The 18,325-nt window shown below is 34.3% G+C and carries 15 protein-coding genes; 7 read left to right on the top strand and 8 right to left on the bottom strand.

The features are described from left to right. Positions 1 to 116 precede the first annotated feature (116 nt). From ACNQF8_RS04390 to ACNQF8_RS04380, 3 genes are read left to right on the top strand one after another with little or no spacing between them, the layout of a single operon-like run. The gene (locus ACNQF8_RS04390) at positions 117 to 527 is read left to right on the top strand and encodes a hypothetical protein (protein WP_417950949.1); all 411 of its coding nucleotides are present in this window, start codon (positions 117 to 119) and stop codon (positions 525 to 527) included. 14 nt (positions 528 to 541) lie between these two features. Continuing rightward, positions 542 to 1,084 (top strand): RNA polymerase sigma factor, encoded by a 543-nt coding sequence (locus ACNQF8_RS04385; RefSeq protein WP_417951288.1) that lies wholly within the window; start codon positions 542 to 544, stop codon positions 1,082 to 1,084. Beyond that, a complete protein-coding gene (locus tag ACNQF8_RS04380) occupies positions 1,081 to 2,526 on the top strand; it encodes a hypothetical protein (protein WP_417952954.1) in 1,446 nt (481 codons plus the stop codon). The genes ACNQF8_RS04385 and ACNQF8_RS04380 overlap by 4 nt, the downstream gene beginning before the upstream one ends. Here ACNQF8_RS04380 and ACNQF8_RS04375 read toward each other — a convergent pair. Further along, the gene (locus ACNQF8_RS04375; protein ID WP_417950947.1) at positions 2,510 to 3,271 is read right to left on the bottom strand and encodes a lysophospholipid acyltransferase family protein; all 762 of its coding nucleotides are present in this window, start codon (positions 3,269 to 3,271) and stop codon (positions 2,510 to 2,512) included. The two genes, ACNQF8_RS04380 and ACNQF8_RS04375, sit on opposite strands and share 17 nt — an antisense overlap. A 137-nt stretch (positions 3,272 to 3,408) precedes the next feature. Here ACNQF8_RS04375 and trpS point away from each other — a divergent pair, with 137 nt between their 5' ends. From trpS to ACNQF8_RS04360, 3 genes are all read left to right on the top strand, one after another. Further along, complete coding sequence (gene trpS / locus ACNQF8_RS04370) at positions 3,409 to 4,383, top strand: tryptophan--tRNA ligase (protein ID WP_417950946.1); 975 nt, start codon at positions 3,409 to 3,411, stop codon at positions 4,381 to 4,383. A gap of 207 nt (positions 4,384 to 4,590) precedes the next feature. Then, entirely contained in the window at positions 4,591 to 4,725 is a 135-nt protein-coding gene (locus ACNQF8_RS04365; RefSeq protein WP_417952953.1) for a hypothetical protein, read from the top strand. Between the two features lie 114 nt (positions 4,726 to 4,839). Next, positions 4,840 to 5,628 (top strand): hypothetical protein, encoded by a 789-nt coding sequence (locus tag ACNQF8_RS04360; protein WP_417950944.1) that lies wholly within the window; start codon positions 4,840 to 4,842, stop codon positions 5,626 to 5,628. Positions 5,629 to 5,747: 119 nt separating this feature from the next. Here ACNQF8_RS04360 and dprA read toward each other — a convergent pair whose 3' ends face one another. Beyond that, entirely contained in the window at positions 5,748 to 6,848 is a 1,101-nt protein-coding gene (gene dprA, locus ACNQF8_RS04355; protein WP_417950943.1) for a DNA-processing protein DprA, read from the bottom strand. A 102-nt stretch (positions 6,849 to 6,950) separates the two neighbouring features. Here dprA and ACNQF8_RS04350 point away from each other — a divergent pair, with 102 nt between their 5' ends. Further along, entirely contained in the window at positions 6,951 to 7,895 is a 945-nt protein-coding gene (locus tag ACNQF8_RS04350; RefSeq protein WP_417950942.1) for an HU domain-containing protein, read from the top strand. A 56-nt stretch (positions 7,896 to 7,951) separates the two neighbouring features. Here ACNQF8_RS04350 and ACNQF8_RS04345 read toward each other — a convergent pair whose 3' ends face one another. The 6 genes from ACNQF8_RS04345 to ACNQF8_RS04320 all read right to left on the bottom strand — a co-directional run bounded on the left by ACNQF8_RS04345 (position 7,952) and on the right by ACNQF8_RS04320 (position 18,211). Next, positions 7,952 to 10,219, bottom strand: coding sequence for a helix-turn-helix domain-containing protein (locus tag ACNQF8_RS04345; protein ID WP_417952952.1), 2,268 nt, complete (start codon positions 10,217 to 10,219; stop codon positions 7,952 to 7,954). A gap of 368 nt (positions 10,220 to 10,587) precedes the next feature. Then, positions 10,588 to 11,202: an OmpH/Skp family outer membrane protein gene (locus ACNQF8_RS04340; RefSeq protein ID WP_315205664.1), complete on the bottom strand. Its 615-nt coding sequence runs from the start codon at positions 11,200 to 11,202 to the stop codon at positions 10,588 to 10,590. A 245-nt stretch (positions 11,203 to 11,447) separates the two neighbouring features. Beyond that, on the bottom strand, positions 11,448 to 12,296 hold the full coding sequence (locus ACNQF8_RS04335; protein ID WP_417952951.1) for a class I SAM-dependent methyltransferase: 849 nt from the start codon (positions 12,294 to 12,296) through the stop codon (positions 11,448 to 11,450). A 183-nt stretch (positions 12,297 to 12,479) separates the two neighbouring features. Further along, positions 12,480 to 14,351: a tRNA uridine-5-carboxymethylaminomethyl(34) synthesis enzyme MnmG gene (mnmG, locus tag ACNQF8_RS04330; protein ID WP_417952950.1), complete on the bottom strand. Its 1,872-nt coding sequence runs from the start codon at positions 14,349 to 14,351 to the stop codon at positions 12,480 to 12,482. 141 nt (positions 14,352 to 14,492) lie between these two features. After that, positions 14,493 to 14,912 carry an rRNA maturation RNase YbeY gene (gene ybeY / locus ACNQF8_RS04325; RefSeq protein ID WP_417952949.1) on the bottom strand — a complete coding sequence of 140 codons (420 nt, stop codon included), beginning with the start codon at positions 14,910 to 14,912 and terminating at the stop codon, positions 14,493 to 14,495. Next, the gene (locus ACNQF8_RS04320) at positions 14,909 to 18,211 is read right to left on the bottom strand and encodes a hypothetical protein (protein WP_417952948.1); all 3,303 of its coding nucleotides are present in this window, start codon (positions 18,209 to 18,211) and stop codon (positions 14,909 to 14,911) included. Before ACNQF8_RS04320 ends, ybeY begins: the two co-directional genes overlap by 4 nt. Between the last annotated feature and the right edge of the window lie 114 nt (positions 18,212 to 18,325).

The following is an 18,325-nucleotide window of genomic DNA, read 5'->3' as shown; positions in this document are numbered from 1 at the left end:
ATATCGGGTTTTTTTAATTTATAACGCAACCTTTTTAAAAAATTTCATCTATTAAGAAAACCGTCAATAAAGCTTTTTAAACTGACGGAATAGTATTAACTTTTAAATTAGTAAAGATGAAAAAAATTGTTTTACTCACCCTCTTTTTATTATCCCTGACGGGCTGTAGTATTGACGATGATCAACCCAATTACAGCTTTGAAGTGCTACCTGTAGATAGCTATACATTACCCGAAAAATTTATATTAGGGAACACCTATGAGATAAAATTAAAGTATACAAGACCTTCCGAATGTCATTTTTTCCAAGGGATATATTATGATAAAAATTTAAATACAAGAACCATAGGAATTCAAACGGCATTGAATACTAATCAAGTGTGTACACAACAAATTCCAGCACCATCCGAGGTTTCTTTCAATTTTTATGTAACTAATACCGGTTCTTATATTTTTAAATTTTATAAAGGTGAGGATGCCAATGGTCAAAATATATTTGAAGAAGTTGAAATTCCAGTGATTAATTAATGACTGAAAAAACTGTGGTATTAGATCAAATAATTAATCAATGTAAAAAAAACTGCCCCAAGGCACAAGAGCAATTGTATCAATTGTTTTCTAAAAAATTCTTTGGGGTGTGTTTAAAATATTCCAGTGATTATGCAGATGCCGAAGACAATCTACAGGATGGGTTTTTGATCATTTTTGATAAAATTGAGCAGTATAATTTTAAAGGTTCTTTTGAAGGATGGGCAAAGAGAATATTAATTAACAATGCCCTTCAAAAATTCAGAGGCGTTAGATATATGGAGGTCATAAACGACAATATTCCTGAGGAAGAAGTCGAAATTGAAGACGAAAATATTTCTATCGAGTATCTAATGCAAATCATTCAAGAGTTACCAGACCAGTATAGATTAGTTTTCAGTCTCTATGTACTTGATGGATATTCTCATAAAGAAGTTTCCGAAATGCTTAAAATCAGTACAGGAACCACAAAGTCAAATCTTGCCAGAGCCAGAGCGATTTTGAAAGAAAAAATTGATCATCATACAAAAATTAAAATAAATTCATTGGCAAAATGAACGACAAAAAAAATATAGACCGATTGTTTCAAGAGCGATTCAAAGATTTTGAATCAGAGCCAAGTAAACATGTTTGGATAAACATCCAAGCCTCTTTAAAAGAAAAAGAAGAGGATCGAAAAGTGATTCCGTTTTGGATGAAATCTTCTGGGATAGCCGCGGCTTTCCTTTTAGGTTTTTTTGCATTGAACACAGTCATAAACAACAAAATTGAAATAAAAAATGATGTCGTTATAGGCACGAAAGTTTTAAAAAATTCGTTTGAAGGAAAGGATTCTACTCTTGATAAAACAAAAAAAGAGCGTAATCCTTTAGAATTGAAAACAATTCCTCAGGTCGTAGTTAACAAAATTAAAACAGGAAAAACAGATGAAAAAGAAATTATATCTTCTGATAGATTTAAAATCAATTCGAACAAAGAGAAGAATCAAAACGGTTCTGTTGTTTATTTCCAAAAAAATAATTCACCGCTAAAACAAACAACAGCAAATACTGATAACCTAAAAACTACGGCTGTTATTGCTGAAAAAAACAACACAAAAACCCAAAACCGGTTTGAAAATATTCCACAAAATCAAACACTCGAAAAAAGTGGTTTAAAAGAAGGAGAAAATGCTAAAATTGCTGCAACAGATTCAAAAAAACAACCATTAAATACTACTGAAACTCCAAATGAATTAGAAGAAATCCTTAAAAAGAAAAAAGGAGAAGAAAAAGAAGTTGTGGTTCTCAATCAAAAAAACAAATGGCAAATTACGCCAAACATTGCTGCTGTATATCTGAATTCAAATTCAGGTGGTTCTGCCATTGATCCTCAATTTTCAGAAAATCAAAAAACGGGCGATAACAGCTTAAGTTTTGGTGTTGGGGTAAATTATGCTGTTTCTAAAAAAGTAGCCTTACGAAGCGGAATAAACAAGCTCTCGTTGGGATACAACACGAATAACGTAGTCTACTCAACCGGTTTGGCCAATAATAATCTGGCAAATATTAATTATTCTTCAAATGTATTAATTGAGATTAAAAACCAATCTGCTATGAGCGGTTTAATCACTTTCGAAAAAGACCTACAAAAAACAAATACAGGCGCCATCAATCAAAAAATGGGCTATTATGAAGTCCCTTTAGAAGTTTCCTATGCTGTTTTGGATAAAAAATTTGGCATTAACGTTATTGGAGGTGTAAGTACTTTATTTCTCAGTCAGAATAAAATATCGTTAGTTTCCTCAGAAACCAATGTAAAATTAGGAGAAGCAAAAAACCTAAATCAAGTTCATTTCAGTACTAATGTGGGGTTAGGATTTAAATACCAGATTATAAAATCATTCCAAATTAATGTGGAACCGATGGTTAAATATCAGCTAAATACCTTTTCGAACAACTCCGGTGACTTTAAACCGCTATTTATCGGTTTGTATTCCGGTATTAGTTATAGCTTTTAATTGGTTCAGAATCGAAAGCTATAAGTTGGTTGTATATTATTTCGCGTACTTCTTCCCGAATTTCTTTGCGATCAACACCCGTTTTTCCCAAAGTCTCTACATGCGAATGCATTTTTACACGCATAATTCCTGGACTTCCGCTGAAAAAAGTATACGAGAATCTTTTTTTATTATCGGCAAAAGTAATTGGAACAATAGGGATTTCATGTTCTATCGCCAATCGGAAAGCACCGTCTTTGAAAGTATCCAACAGCACCGATTCATCATCTGGAACGCCGCCTTCGGGAAAAATACAAATACTCAATCCTTGATTAATTCTTTTTTGAGCACGGTTAAAAACTTCCATTCTACTTTTTGAAGAGCTTCTGTCCACTAGAATACAGGTTCTTTTATAGAAAAACCCGAACAAAGGAATTTTTGAAAGTTCTTTTTTACCCACAAAAACAAACGGATTTCTAGTCAGGGCAAGCATCAACATAATATCGGCCATAGAAGTATGGTTGGCAACAATCATGTAACTTTTTTGGTATTCCATTTCTTGGCTTTTGTCTATTTTATAATAAAATCCCATCCCAAAAAGAATAAATTTTGCCCAAATACGAGCCATCTTAAAAAAATAAGGATAACCGCTTTCCGTCAAAATAGACAATACCAGAAAAGGAAACATCACCAATATAGGAATGGCCATTAAAATATAAAACCAAATGCGCCACAGTACCCAAAAAATAATTTTTAATCCTCTCATAGGTTCAAAAGTAAGAAATCGTAGGCGAATAATAATAAAAGAATTTGCTTTGGAAAACTACCTATTAGAAAAACTTTACAATCGTTGCAAACTTTGCGAAAATCTTTGCGAACTTTGCGGTTAAGAAAAAAGAAATAATGGCAAAAATACTTACAGGCGTTCAAAGTACCGGAACACCACATTTAGGAAACTTACTTGGTGCAATAATTCCCGCAATAGCATTATCAAATAAACCTGAAAACGAATCGTTTCTTTTCATTGCCGATTTACATTCGATAACACAAATAAAAAATGGCGAAACATTAAGAACCAATACCTACAGTACTGCTGCAGCGTGGTTGGCGTGTGGTTTGAATGTGGATAAAGTTGTTTTCTACAGACAATCAGATGTGCCGCAAACAGCTGAATTATCGTGGTATTTAAGTTGTTTTTTTCCTTTTCAGCGCTTGACATTAGCGCATTCTTTCAAAGACAAAGCCGACAGACTGGAAGATGTAAACGCTGGTTTGTTTTCGTATCCAATGCTGATGGCTGCCGATATTTTATTATACGACGCAGAATTCGTTCCCGTAGGAAAAGACCAATTGCAACACCTTGAAATCACTCGTGATGTAGCGTCACGTTTCAACCACCAAATGGGAGAAACGTTCGTACTTCCGGAGGCCAAAATTCAGGAAGACAGCATGTTGATTCCAGGAACCAATGGTGGAAAAATGAGCAAATCTGCAAATAATATTATCAATATATTCCTGGATGATAAAGCGCTACGCAAACAGGTGATGAGTATTGAAACCGACAGCACGCCGCTGGAAGAACCTAAAAATCCAGATACGTGCAATGCTTTTGCTATTTATACTTTATTGGCAACCGAAGAACAAATCGCGGCGATGAAAGCCAATTACCTTGGTGGAAATTACGGTTACGGACATGCTAAACAAGCTTTATTTGAATTGATTACAGAAACTTTCAAAACCGAAAGAGAAAAATACAATTACTACATGAATAACCTTCCCGAAGTAGATGCACTTTTAAAAATTGGTGCTCAAAAAGCTTCGGCTGTTGCGAATGGTGTTTTGGCAAGAGTGAGAGAAAAATTAGGATTTGAGGTGTAACAATCTATTTTTAAAACATATAAGTCATTTAAGTTTTTTATAGTTTTATTACTATTTCATGAAAGCTTAAATGACTTATATGTTAAAATCAAATCGCGTTTATAGAAATCCCTTTTTAGTTAATAGACAGAAAGATTAGATTTTAAAAACACGTATGAAGCATATGGAAATCAACACGGTACCATAGCAGGATTATATCTCAATAGTATGAAAGAAGCTTTAAAAGGATTTCATAAAACTGCTCTTATAGATGATTATAATAAATATATAAATAACTATGGACAAGCACCAAGCGATGCTTTTTATGAAGCGCTGGCTTGGAGCCGGTCTAAGAGAAAATAATGTTAAAGCCTGGGCCGATTTACCCGCAGAAATAGAAGCACTAGCGAAGAGAGTTGATGGTTTTAGCAGAACTGTTCCTTGTCCTTAACTAATTATTATAAAACTATTTGATTTATGAAAACACATATTTTAATTATATTATCGCTTTTTTTTCTTAACTCTCTAAAGGCTCAAGAAAAATCAAAGGACACACTTTTTTTTAATATAGATAAATATTACACAATATCTCCTACAATAATTCCAAATCTTTCGAAACAAACTTATCCTGAAAGGATGGAAATTGAAAAACAGCAAATGATTCATACAAAAACAAATGGCTATATATTCTTTGTTGGCAATGGTTTTTTAACAAAAGGGCTAAAGCCAAAAAAAATCCTATCTATAAAAAACTACATTGAAAACCGAAAATTTTATTATGATGGAAAATATAACCGAATAATAGACAAATGGAAACTAAAAGATTCATTGACCGATAAATACATAATATACTTTGTCAATGGTAATGAATTTATCCAGCCTAGATATTTAGAGTATCATTCTTACTATCCAATTGGTAAAGGAGAAAATGAAATCACCAATAAAATAAAAGATACACTTTTTTTTAAGTTGGATAATGATTATGTTTATGAATCAAAGATTACTCCTGGGAGTTATTTAATTGAAGATAGTAAAGGGAGTGAAATCATTTTCTTCGAGAAAATGAAAACCATATTTGGTCTGAAGTCAAAAAAAGTACTGCATCTTAAAGAATTTGTAAGACACTCAAAATTTTTTGATGAAAATAAATTTGTTAAATTAGATTATTTTGGACTCAATCAATATCTTAATAATTATGAAGTATTTTTAATTAAAAATAAAGATGAATCTCTTCATGTAAATACAACTACTGTGATTTATGATTGATATGCTTCGATAAGGCAAGGTTATGCAGATACAGGAACAAAGAATAAGAGAAAAATTAGGATTTGAGGTTAAATAATAATTACAATCCTATCAGGGTTTCGAACCCTGATAGGATTAAATCAAATAGCCTCAAACAATTTCCCCGGTAAAGGCCGAATCACACCTTTCAATTCCATATTCAACAACATTCCTGAGATTTTATAAATAGGGAAATCACAGCGCAAAGCAATAATATCCATAAGTTCTTTTCCGGTCTTAAGGAGATAATCGTATACTTTTTGCTCGTCATCGTCTAAGCTTACAAACAATTGTTTCTGTACTGGTTTGGATTCTTTTTGAATATCCCAATTCAAAATATAAATCAAATCCGCAGCACTTGTCAAGACATTTGCTTTTTGGGTTTTTATCAGGTTGTTGCAACCCTGACTGTACTTATCCGTAACACGTCCCGGAACCGCAAAAACATCACGGTTGTAATCATTGGCCATGTTTGCCGTAATCAACGAACCGCCTCTATCGGCTGACTCAATTACGATGGTCGCTTCAGACATTCCCGCAACGATTCTGTTTCTTTTTACGAAGTTTTCCTTATCAGGATTCGAGGAACTCCAAAACTCGGTCATAAAACCACCGTTCTGCTCGACTTTCGATACATATTTTTTATGGGTTTTTGGGTAAATTTGGTTCAACCCATGCGCCACCACGCCTATCGTCTGTAAATTATGTTCCATTGCCAGTTGGTGTGCGACAATATCAACACCATAAGCAAAACCACTTACGATTATAGGATCTAGCGGAGCTAAATCTTCTATCAATTTTCTGCAAAATTCAGTTCCATACGAGGTAATTTGGCGCGTTCCTACAATGCTGATTATTTTTCTGTTTTTTAAATTGATATTTCCAGAGGTGAATAATAAAATTGGTCCGTCAATACAATGTTTCAAGCGTTCCGGATAATCTACGTCCTGAAAATAAACTGCATTAATTTCATTTGCTTTTATAAACTCCAGTTCCTGAGTTGCTTTTTCGAAAACCGATTTGTCTCTTAAATTTTTCAGTAAAACAGATCCAACTCCATCAATAGCAGCGAGTTGGGAAGCCTTAGTATTAAAAACCGCTTCCGCAGTTCCAAAATGAGTCAGCAGTTTTTTGGCCATTATGTCGCCCACGCCTTCTATTCTTTGCAATGCCAATAAATAAAATAAATCCTGCTCTTTCATGCTAATTATTTGAGAGTGAAATGTATAAATTTTTATGCGGATTGTTAATAAAAATTGTGAATAAAATTTTGATAACTATTTTCGTTGTATAACTTTGTAAGTATGAAAATCGAACTATACATCGCGCAGCTTTTATACCGTTATCAATGTGTAACCATTCCTGGTTTCGGAGCTTTTTTGACCGAAATTCAATCGGCTAAACTAAACGAAAGTACAAATTCATTTTCTCCACCCAAAAAAATGATTGCTTTCAATGCAAATCTAAAAAACAATGATGGTTTATTAGCCAATCATATCGCTTTAGCAGAAAAAACTTCTTATGAATATGCCGTAAGTAAAATTCAATACGAGGTATTTAATTGGAAAAAAGCATTTGAAGAAAACGAACTTATTTCAATAAAAAATGTAGGTGATCTTCGTCTGAATGCAGATAAAAACATTGTTTTCACGCCTTACGATCAAACAAATTATTTAACTAGTTCTTTTGGATTGGCTCCTTTTGTTTCACCACTTGTAAAAAGAGAAATCTTCGAAAAAGAAGTGGAAGCAATCGAAGAGAAAGCAACCATCACTATGGTTCTTGAGACCAGAACAGCAAATCCATATTTAAAATACGCTGCTATTTTTGTATTAGGATTAGGTCTTGCAGGAAGTTTTGGTTATCCAATGTACCAAAACCAAATTGCCTCAGAAACGATTCTTGTTGAAACTGCCGTTCAAAAACAAGTTCAAAATAAAATTCAGCAAGCCACTTTCTTCATCGAAAGTCCAGTTCCTGCCGTGACGCTTACTTTAAAATCCGACAAGGAAATAAAAATGCCGTATCACATTATGGCTGGCGTGTACCGAGAAGAAAAAAATGCTGATAAAACTTTACGAATTTTGACTCGTTTAGGATATGATGCCAAACGGATCGCTCCTAACAGAAACGGTTATTTTCCGGTTTTATATGGTAGTTACGCCACATTTGCTGAAGCAGAAAAAGCAAAAAAAGAAATCAATGAAAAGCACAATCCAGAGGCTTGGATATTGATTCAATCACTATAAAACAAAAACCCTATTCTTACCGAATAGGGTTTTTTAGCTTTAGCACTTTGTTGTTTTTAATTTAAACTGGCTTTGTACATTCTCGCTTCTTCCCAAGAGAATTTATGGCCGTGTTTTTCCATCATGGTATTCAGTGATTCTTCTCTATATCCTGCAAAAGCAGTTGCTAAATCCTGCATTTTATCCTCCGGTAAAACTTCCGAAATGGATACCGCTTTGGTTTGTATCAACTTCACAAAATGCGAGTAAATCGTTTGTTTGGTCAGCACCCTGATTGTAGCAATATCTTCAATTGATTTCTTTTCTACCCACAATTCGTAGGTTTCCTGAACTGTTGATTTTTTAGGTACTGCTGTTTTAGATTTCTTCGCAGTATAACGTTCCACGTCCCTATCGTCTTCAATCAGTGTAATATTTAATTCCTTGAACTGATTTTGTATGGCTTCCGTTTTACGGCTGATGTATTTTTTTATTTCTGAGGACGTTAATTTCTCTTTCGAAATGGTTTCTCCCGACACAACAGTTTCTATCAATAATTTGGCCTTCATTAAGCGCAGAACGGCCTTGGTTTGCAATTCTTCCAGCACAATTAATTCATCGTAAAACGCTTTTACTTTTTTGATGCGTTTTACTTCTTCTATTTTCCAAAGAATTTCAAAAACCAAATCGTCCATTGGTTTCAAGAAATAACTGAAAGCGGCTTGAATGCGTTCCGAAACATGATTTAAATCGACTGTTTCCTGACCAAAAAGCTTATTCAATTGTGAAATGAATTTTTTGGATGGATCCAAAAGCTGTTCGATGACTTCCGTTTGCTTTTTGGCCCATAAGGCATGTTTTGATTTTCCTGAAACTTCCGAGTTTTCATTGTAACTGAATCGGTGATTGCGCCATTCCTGAGCCAAATCATTCCAATCGAACGTGTTTATCAGATAGTTATGGATGAAATTTTTGGTTTCAAAATGCAAGGCATTCTCTAAAAACGAATCCGAAGCTTTGTTCAACGAATAATCCATCACATCCTGATCGTTTGAAATGCCATTCATACGCAGCGGAGAAAGCAAAATAAGCCCTTCTAACGAGCGCAAACGCGATAATGCGACATACGCCTGTCCAGGAAGAAAAACTTGCGAAACATCAAGTGCAGCTTTATCAAATGTCAATCCCTGGCTTTTATGAACCGTAATTGCCCAAGCTAATTTGATGGGATAATGCACAAAAGTTCCCAAAACTTCTTCCTCAATTTCTTTGGTAGTTTCATCTACTTTGTAGCGAATGTTTTGCCATTCGTATTTTTCGACTTCTATAGTTTTGTTTTCTTCCGGGAAGTGAACCAGAATTTCCTGACTCGAAAGCGATTTGATAACGCCCATTTTTCCGTTGAAATAGTGCTTATCAAAAGACAAATCGTTTTTTACAAACATGATTTGCGCGCCCACTTTCAACTGCAGTTGTTGTTCCACGGGAAATATCTTTTCCGGAAAATCACCGGTTATTTCGGGTTTGTAAATGACTAACTTTCCTTCCAGATCTTCCAAAGCCTGCGCATTCATCGTATCGGCTTTGTTGTTGTGCGTTGTTAATGTGATATATCCTTTATTTGCTTTTAAATCAAAATCGGGTTTAACGTATTGATTTAAAGTTTGAATGTCTTGTTGCGAAATTTGGTTGTTGCGAAGATTATTCAAAACCGAAATAAACGTATCATCAGTTTGACGAAAAATCTTGGACAGTTCAATGTATAAAGGCGGATGTTGCTGCACAACGTGCGAATGAAAAAAGAATTTTCCTTTGTAATAGGTTTTCAGCGTACGCCATTCTTCGTCCCGAATTACTGGTGGCAACTGCAATAAATCGCCAATATACAAGACTTGAACGCCACCAAAAGCAGTATTTTTTTTTCGGACGGTTTGCATCATATAATCCATAGCATCCAGCAAATCAGCGCGAAGCATACTGACTTCATCTATAATCAACAATTCCATATTGCGAATCACTGATTTCTTCAAACCGCTCATTTTGAAATGTCTGCGCAACGTAGCTTTGGTTTCAAATTTGGTGCTTTCGGAAAATTGAGGCGATGAATTATCCGGAATAAATCCTCCAAACGGCAACTGAAACATCGAGTGAATCGTAACTCCGCCAGCATTTAAAGCGGCAATTCCAGTTGGCGCCACAACAACAGTATTCTTGTGCGTGGTTTGAATAATTTCCCGTAAAAGGGTAGTTTTTCCCGTTCCTGCTTTCCCGGTAAGGAAAACGGATCGATGGGTTTGATTGATAAATCGTAAGGTATAAGCGGCGGCTTCTGAAATGGTTTGCATTAGGCGTGTATATATAAAGCTAAAGTATTGAAAATTAGTAATACTATTTTAATATTGGAAAACATTTTATGTTAATAATACCAATGTTTTTAGCCCCGATAGTAGCGGAAATCCTCGAAATTTAGAAAGTGATTTTTTTATGACCGGAAAAGAGCGACCAACGGAAGCTCCTTTTATGAGTAAGAAAAAACACTTTCTAAACGAGAGATTACTTCACTATACTTTCATTTTAATTGGAGTTCAGTGAACTACGTTTACAGCAGATAGCGGGACACGAGCGAAGCGAACTGACGAAGTAAATAGCTTCAAAAAAAATGCCTTCAATCTAAAGCTAGACGAAGGCAATTTTTTGAATTAATATAAAAAAATTATTTTTTAGCTTCTGCTTTTTCTTCTGTCTTAGCAGGTGCTTTGTATTTGTCATTCAAGGCTTTGATAATTTCTTTTGTAATATCAAATTTGTCTTCAGCGTATAGAATTGAAGCCGCGTCACCTGTTCCGTAGATGTACGCATATCCTTTTTCTTTACCGTACGCTTTGATGAATTTTTTCACGCCGCTTACTAAAGAATCCATTTCTTTTCCGCTCTCCACTTGCAATTCCTGAGACAACGCTTGTTGTGCGTAACTTAATTGTTGTTCTTTCTTTTGTAATTCAGCACCTTTTTGTTGTGCCCAAGCTTGACCGTTTGCTTGTGCTTGAGTTTGAAAATTTGCAGCTTCTTGTTTGAAACGATTAATTTCAGCTTCTAGCTGTCTTCCTTTTTCCTCCGCTTTTGTTTTATATTTTGCTTCAAGGTCTTTTGCCTCTGTATATTCTTTCATTAATTCAGAAGTGTCTACGTAAGCTGTTTTTACTTCTTTAGCTGCTTCGGCTGGTTTGTTACAAGCAACTAGTGAAATTGAAAGTGCGATAATTAATAATGCTTTTTTACTCATGTTTTTAATATTTATTTTTTGGTATTCTTGAATCTTCGATTTCATTTTGGTTAATTTCTAATTTTTAAGTATTGGTCACAAAAATATAAAAAAATAGACAGCATTGACATAAAGTTTAAAAAATGCTACATTTTTATGATATAAGATTTTCTTATTGTGATTGATGAATGAATAATTTACGACTATCAAAAGCGGCTTTCATATCTTTTAACTAAAGGAATTAATTTAAAAATCCGACAATTACCCTTGATTTCATTAAAAACTATCCTTAAATGCGCTTAAAATGATTTTTAGTTGTTTTTTAAGATGTAAATGTGTGAAGAATACTCGAAATTGTTCTTCGCTTTCCAATTCGACTGCAAACCGATGAAAAAGGCTTTTATATAATTCATTTTGCCCGTTTTGTATTTTTCCGAAAGTAAGCTCACGTAAAAAGAGTCGAATTTCATAGGAAGTACTTTTACCAATTTCATTTCTTCTTTTTCGAAAAGCATTTTTATAGCCGTTTTAGAGAAATGCCAAAAATGAATTGGCACATCATAAGCAGCCCAAAACTTTCCGTAATGTTTTGCGTCGAAAGATTTGAAATTTGGAACAGCAATAATTAAAGCTCCGTTCGGTTTTAATAATCGTTTCAACTCTTTGATTTGGTTTTCTAAATTTGGAACGTGTTCCAGAACATGCCACATCGAAATCACATCAAAAGAGTGATTGTCTAATTCACTGGTTTCCCCAACAAATAAAACGCCTTTCTTTTTTGCAATAGCTTTTGCTTTTTCGCTTGGCTCTACTCCTATCGTCTGCCAACCGTTTTCTTTGGCAACAGACAAAAAATCTCCTGTTCCAGCACCAATATCTAAAACGCTACCTTTATTCGGTTGCAATGAATTGATTAAATTCAATTTGTTTTTAAGCGCAATGCTTTTTACAAAATGATATGCTTTTTCAAATAAAGATCGTTTACTATCTGTGTGCGAAATATAATCAACGCTTTCGTAGTACTTTCCTGAATTCTCTAAGCTGGGTTGTGGAGACGTAATCAGCATATCCAATTTCTCATCATGATATAAATCGAAAATTTCTTGAGAAACAGAATAATCTTTAACGGTTAAAAAAGGCTGTTGGTTTAAAATGTCCATTAATTAATAGTGCTTTTATATTTTAATTTTAAACTAAACCCTGAAAACACCAACGGATGCTTTCAGGGCTAAATTATTTATTTTTGCGATTCTTCAATTATAGCAAGGCTTCACAGCGTAGTTTCACGTGGAACAGTTGATTGTAGATTTAAATCAAAAATCGTTAATCATACATCTCAAATCTTATCTTCCCATATAAATCAACAATACAGAAACATCACTTGGCGAAACGCCACTGATTCTTGATGCTTGAGAAATAGTTACCGGACGAATCTTACTTAATTTTTGTTTTGCCTCAATCGACATTGATTTGATTTTTTCATAATCAAAATTCTCCGGAATTTTCACATCTTCCAATCGAAGCAACTTATCAGCATTGTTTCTTTCTTTTTCGATATAACCAGAATACTTCACTTGAATTTCTGCTTGTTCCAAAATTTCTTGGTCCAAATCATTTTCTGCAACATAAGCTGCAACCTTATCAAATTTCATGATGTCTTCTAAATCAATTTGCGGACGAGAAAACACTTTGAACATTTTATCTCCTTGTGTAATCAGCGCCGTATCTTTTGATTCTAAAATAGGATTTGCTTCCGCAACCGAAACACTCGTTTCTTTGAAGAATGCTACCATTTTTTCAGATTCATTTAATTTGTGTTCCATTCTGCGCAAACGCGCTTCTGAAGCCAAACCTATTTCATGAGACATCGGCGTCAATCTGAAATCGGCATTATCCTGACGCAACAAAGTTCTGTATTCTGCACGAGACGTAAACATTCGATAAGGCTCTTCCGTTCCTTTCGTAATTAAATCGTCAATCAAAACTCCAATATACGCTTCGTCTCTTTTTAAAATTAACGGCGCTTTTTCATGTACTTTTAAATGTGCATTAATTCCAGCCATCAATCCTTGAGAAGCCGCTTCTTCATATCCGGTAGTACCGTTTATTTGTCCGGCGAAATACAATCCTTCAACTAATTTTGTTTCCAAAGTATGTTTCAATTGTGTCGGCGGAAAATAATCATATTCGATTGCATAACCAGGACGAAAGAATTTCACCTTCTCAAATCCTGCAACAGAACTCAAGGCTTTAAATTGAATATCCTCAGGAAGCGAAGTGGAAAATCCATTTACATAAACCTCGCACGTATTCCATCCTTCTGGCTCCACAAATAACTGGTGTCTTTCTTTATCTGCAAAACGATTAATTTTATCTTCAATTGACGGACAATATCTTGGTCCAAGACTTTTTATCCTTCCGTTAAACATTGGAGAACGATCAAAACCTTCTCTCAAAATATCATGAACATCAAGAGACGTGTACGTCATGTGACAAGATCTCTGATGAACCAACGGAGAAGTCACATCCGAATAGGAAAACTTATCCGGTTTAGCATCTCCTTTTTCTTCATTCATTTTTGAATAATCCAAAGAACGTCCATCTACTCTTGGAGGTGTTCCCGTTTTCATTCGACCCGATTCAAAACCTGCAGCAACTAAATCTTCGGTGATTCCATGTGCAGCACTCTCGCCTGCTCTTCCTCCGCCAAATTGTTTTTCACCAATATGTATCAAACCATTCAAGAAAGTTCCATTGGTCAACACAACCGATTTAGATCGAATTTCAACTCCAAGCGAAGTTCGGATTCCTTTTATTTTTCCATTTTCAATAATCAAACCTTTAACCATTTCTTGATAAAAATCAAGATTTGGAGTTCCTTCCAACATCATTCTCCACTCCTCAGCAAAACGCATACGGTCACTTTGAACACGCGGCGACCACATTGCAGGACCTTTGGATTTGTTCAACATCTTGAACTGGATTGCAGTTCTGTCCGAAATAATTCCCGAGTATCCTCCAAGCGCATCAATCTCACGCACAATTTGTCCTTTGGCTATTCCGCCCATCGCTGGGTTGCATGACATCTGGGCAATATTCTGCAAACTCATTGTTACCAATAAGGTTTTTGAACCCAAATTTGCGGCAGCGGCTGCAGCTTCTGAACCTGCATGCCCTGCACCCACAACGATTACATCATATTCATTTAGAAACATCTTCTTTTATAATTTAATCCTTGTTCAGGATTGTAATTTTGAAATCTATATTTTGTTCCACGTGAAACATTGCAAACCTATTTTCAAACCAACCTTATATGTTCCACGTGAAACACTTTTGATTTGAAAATTTGAAAGACACTATTGTTCCACGTGAAACATAGCGATTTTTTCATCTTCTTTAGAACGCATTAAAAGCTCTTCGGCCTCACCTTTGTCCTTGTAACCGCAGTAATGTAAAATGCCGTGAACCAACACTCGCTTTAATTCTTCCTCAAAGGAAACATTAAAGTCAGTAGCATTGTCTTTTACTCTTTCGATAGAAACAAAAATGTCTCCGTTCAATTCATTACCCATAGAATAATCAAAGCTGATAATGTCTGTTAATGTATCGTGATCGAGATACTCTACATTGATTTTATGCAAATACTCATCGTCACAAAAGATATAATTTATTTCTCCTTCTTTCTTGTTTTCCGAGGTGATAACATATCCCAACCAAGCAGCTGTAGCTTCTTCGTTGTCTAAATTAAAGTCGGTTTCGTAATTAAAATTGATCATTTTTTATTAAAATATTCTTGAACCTTTTGATTAAAATTCGAGCGCAAAGGTAAGGATTGTCTATTTAATATTTCTATGCTATTTAAATAATCTAATAAAGCAGCTGGCAGCGCATTAGATTGATTATTAAACTCCTTTTTATTAGTTTCAGATTGGCGTTTATTTTCCTCTCCTTGTTGCTGAATGGCAGAATTCAATTTCAACAATTCTTGTTTTACATTTAAAATTTTTTGAAGTGTTTCGTTCTTAAAACCTTTGTTCAACAATTGCTTTTCAATTTGCTTCATTTGTTCCAAAGCGCTTTGTCCATTTCCACCGAATCCTTGTTTGTTCAATTCGTTTTGCAATGCTTCACGTAATTGTTTTTGCTCTTTATAAATTTCCATAATAGCCTGTGCATCGCCTTCACCATCCTCACCATCTTGACCTGATTCCCCTGGCTTACCTTGCTTGCCATTTTGTCCCTTTTGTCCTTCACCACGCTTCTCGCCTTTCTTCATTCCGTCTTTCATTTTCTCGCCAAGACCTTCTTGCTTTTTAATAATATCCGGCAATTGCATTCCTTGTCCTTGACCTGGTTTAGGTTTACCAGAGCCCATTCCTGACATTTGCATTTGCATATTGTTAAGCATATCACTTAGGAAATCTGCTAATTTGTTAGCCGCAGAAATGGTATATTGTTGATGCGACAAACCTTTTGGAACTTGAGCATCTGTTAAACTGGACAAAGACTTATCTACGTTGTAAACTACATTGCCAATCTCTTTAGTAATATCCTCCGCAATTTTAGGATTGCGCAACGACATCGCAAACAAACTATCATCAACATGCTTGAACTGTTGTTTTAAATCCTGTTGGAATTTTATGTTTTTATTGAACGCCGGAGATCCTGATTTATGCTTTTTAAATTGGTTCATCAAGTCTTCCTGGGATAAAGAAAATGCTAATAGGTTGTCCAAGATTTGTCTTAACATGGCAACATCTTCCTCCAGCTGTTCCATCTCACCTTCCTCCAAAGTTTGCTCCATTTTTTTCGCCATCTCTTTCATTTTCTTAGATGCGCTTTTTTGATTTGGCTTAGCTTTATCTTTTTTGTCCTTCTTCAATTCCTCAGAAGCTTTCTTCAAATCTTCATCAATACTTTTCTCTTTAGCATCGTCTTTAGGTAGATCCAAAGGTGATTTTAACTCCTTATTTTCTTTTTCCAAATCATTTAAATCTTCTTGGATTTTGTCAAACTCAGTATTAATATCTTCTTGCTTGTCTAGTTTGTTTTCCTTTTCATCATTAGATAACTTATCTTGTTTCTCAGAAAGCTTGTCTAATTTGTCTCCTAATTGTTCCGCTTTCTTTTCTACATAAAACCTCTTTGTCAACTCTACTAATTGTTCTAAATTCTTAGTTTGATTTTTACTGTTTTGTTTAAATTTATCCAACTTAGTCAACAACTCTTCATTCTGAATTTTATCGTTTAGTTCTTTCAATTCATCTAAAAGTTTCTGGTTTTTCTCCAATTCCTTTTCCGCTTTGTCCATTCGTTTTTGAAGCTCTTGTTTTAATTCATCCTTCTTATCGGTTTTGAATTGCTCCAAATTATCGTTCATTTTTTTAGAAAATTCTTTCATCATCTCATCCTGTTTCATTTGACGCTTGATGAAATCATTTACTTTTTGCTGATCTTTGAAATCCAGATTTTCTTTTTCTTTTCCGGTTTTTTGCAACTTCTCCATTTCAGAGATTTGCTTATCCTGATTTTTTAAAGACTTCTCTAAACTGTTAATGTTGACATTTTGCTGCTGCAAAATTTGATCTTCTTTTTCTTCATCTGTAGAAACACGATTCGAGAAAACAGAAGACTTTGTACTTTTGAAATTATGGATTGCATCGCTATCAAAAACTTCAAAATAATAATCATAAGACACGCCTTGCTCTACCGGAAGATTACTTGGAAACGAAAACACGAATTGGTCAAAAGCACCTTTCTTAATAGCAATTGTTCCACGTTTAGCAGTTTGTGGCTTCTCTCTTTCGTAATAAACAATCTGAAGTTTAGACAAACCATAATCATCGGAGATTTGACCTAAAACATAGTTCTTAGCCACCTTCAAACTGTCTGGTGCATTGTTCACATTGATTGTTGGGAACTGATCTTTGACAATAGTAAGCTGATAATTGAGTTTTTCATAGTTTTTTACCTTATCATTTGAAGTAAGGATTTGATAATCTGTGTTTTGAACTATATTTTTTGATAAAACAAAGGTGTTTTCTGTTATTGAAAAAGTAGCTTTCGAGATTCCATCCATCCACACTACATTTTCTGTCGCTTGTGTATTCATTTTCCAAGTCACACTCGTTCCTTCCGGAATGATTGCATTTCCTGTTCCTTTGATAGTTTCTGATTTTTTATTCAAATACGAAGGAAAGTTCAACTGCATTTCAAAATTAGCAATCGATGGAACAGTTATCACTTTCAATTCATAATCCGGAGAAGAAATAGCATTTCCCTCCACGTGGAACAAAATATTTTCTGAAGGCTTTGCCATCTTAAATTGAAACTCTCCCGCTTTAGTCGATTCCATAAAATAACTTTCATCATCAATAAAAATCATCGCATTCTCAGGAACTACTTTCCCTTCGGTTTTAATTCGAAGGATAAAATCCTTTCCTTGTTCAGTTTGTAAATTAGAATTAAGAACTGCAAATTTAAATGGTGCAGGTGGCAAAAAAGTCGAATTGAAGTGCACTACTCTATTCAAACTTTGAGAAATCATATTGCTGTTTCCGGAGAAGTAAAAAAAAGCAAATAACAATATTGGAATCAAAGCCAAAGGAAAATATTTCCTGTTAACATTATAGTTTATAGCGTTACCAAAAGGAATTGGTTGCAACGCATTGGCTTTTTGTTCAATCGAAGCAGCTAATAATTCCGATTTTATTTGATAATCATTCGGATTTGATAATTGTAAAAAGTTAGTAAGTTTGTCACTCACTTCCGTAAAATGATTTCCAATAATTGACGAAGCCTGATTGTAATCGATTCCTTTTTGAAGTTTGAATAATTTAAAAATTGGAAACAAAATAAAACGGAACAACAGATACACTTCTACTCCAACGAAAGTCCAAAATAAAATCGTTCTTCCCATTGGCTTGAGCCAAAGAAAATATTCAACAAAAAGCGTAAATAGGAAATACAACAATCCTAAACCGATAAAGAAAATAGTTCCCCGAATCAATTCGTTGGTGTAAAACTTTCTGATGAAAGCTTCTAATTTTTGATAAATAAATTGCTGAGTTTCCAAAATTTCTACTTTGTTTTTTGTAACCAATAAAAGTAATAATTTATATGAATAAAGAAATGTTAAAAATCATTAAACTCATTAATCTTACATTATCTCATTTTCAGATAATAACAA

Source organism: Flavobacterium labens, assembly GCF_048286755.1.
Classification (GTDB): domain Bacteria; phylum Bacteroidota; class Bacteroidia; order Flavobacteriales; family Flavobacteriaceae; genus Flavobacterium.
The sequence above is the reverse complement of the archived record's forward strand: the minus strand, read 5'-3'. Positions and strand labels throughout refer to the sequence as shown.

What these genes read in the sequence shown, in the direction of transcription:
- ACNQF8_RS04350 (WP_417950942.1), top strand. Translation starts at nt 6,951, where the DNA reads ATGAAAATCGAACTATACATCGCGCAGCTTTTATACCGTTATCAATGT.
- ACNQF8_RS04360 (WP_417950944.1), top strand. Translation starts at nt 4,840, where the DNA reads ATGAAAACACATATTTTAATTATATTATCGCTTTTTTTTCTTAACTCT.
- ACNQF8_RS04340 (WP_315205664.1), bottom strand. Translation starts at nt 11,202, where the DNA reads ATGAAATCGAAGATTCAAGAATACCAAAAAATAAATATTAAAAACATG.
- ACNQF8_RS04380 (WP_417952954.1), top strand. Translation starts at nt 1,081, where the DNA reads ATGAACGACAAAAAAAATATAGACCGATTGTTTCAAGAGCGATTCAAA.
- ACNQF8_RS04390 (WP_417950949.1), top strand. Translation starts at nt 117, where the DNA reads ATGAAAAAAATTGTTTTACTCACCCTCTTTTTATTATCCCTGACGGGC.
- ybeY (WP_417952949.1), bottom strand. Translation starts at nt 14,912, where the DNA reads ATGATCAATTTTAATTACGAAACCGACTTTAATTTAGACAACGAAGAA.
- ACNQF8_RS04345 (WP_417952952.1), bottom strand. Translation starts at nt 10,219, where the DNA reads ATGCAAACCATTTCAGAAGCCGCCGCTTATACCTTACGATTTATCAAT.
- ACNQF8_RS04365 (WP_417952953.1), top strand. Translation starts at nt 4,591, where the DNA reads ATGAAAGAAGCTTTAAAAGGATTTCATAAAACTGCTCTTATAGATGAT.
- trpS (WP_417950946.1), top strand. Translation starts at nt 3,409, where the DNA reads ATGGCAAAAATACTTACAGGCGTTCAAAGTACCGGAACACCACATTTA.
- mnmG (WP_417952950.1), bottom strand. Translation starts at nt 14,351, where the DNA reads ATGTTTCTAAATGAATATGATGTAATCGTTGTGGGTGCAGGGCATGCA.
- ACNQF8_RS04375 (WP_417950947.1), bottom strand. Translation starts at nt 3,271, where the DNA reads ATGAGAGGATTAAAAATTATTTTTTGGGTACTGTGGCGCATTTGGTTT.
- dprA (WP_417950943.1), bottom strand. Translation starts at nt 6,848, where the DNA reads ATGAAAGAGCAGGATTTATTTTATTTATTGGCATTGCAAAGAATAGAA.
- ACNQF8_RS04335 (WP_417952951.1), bottom strand. Translation starts at nt 12,296, where the DNA reads ATGGACATTTTAAACCAACAGCCTTTTTTAACCGTTAAAGATTATTCT.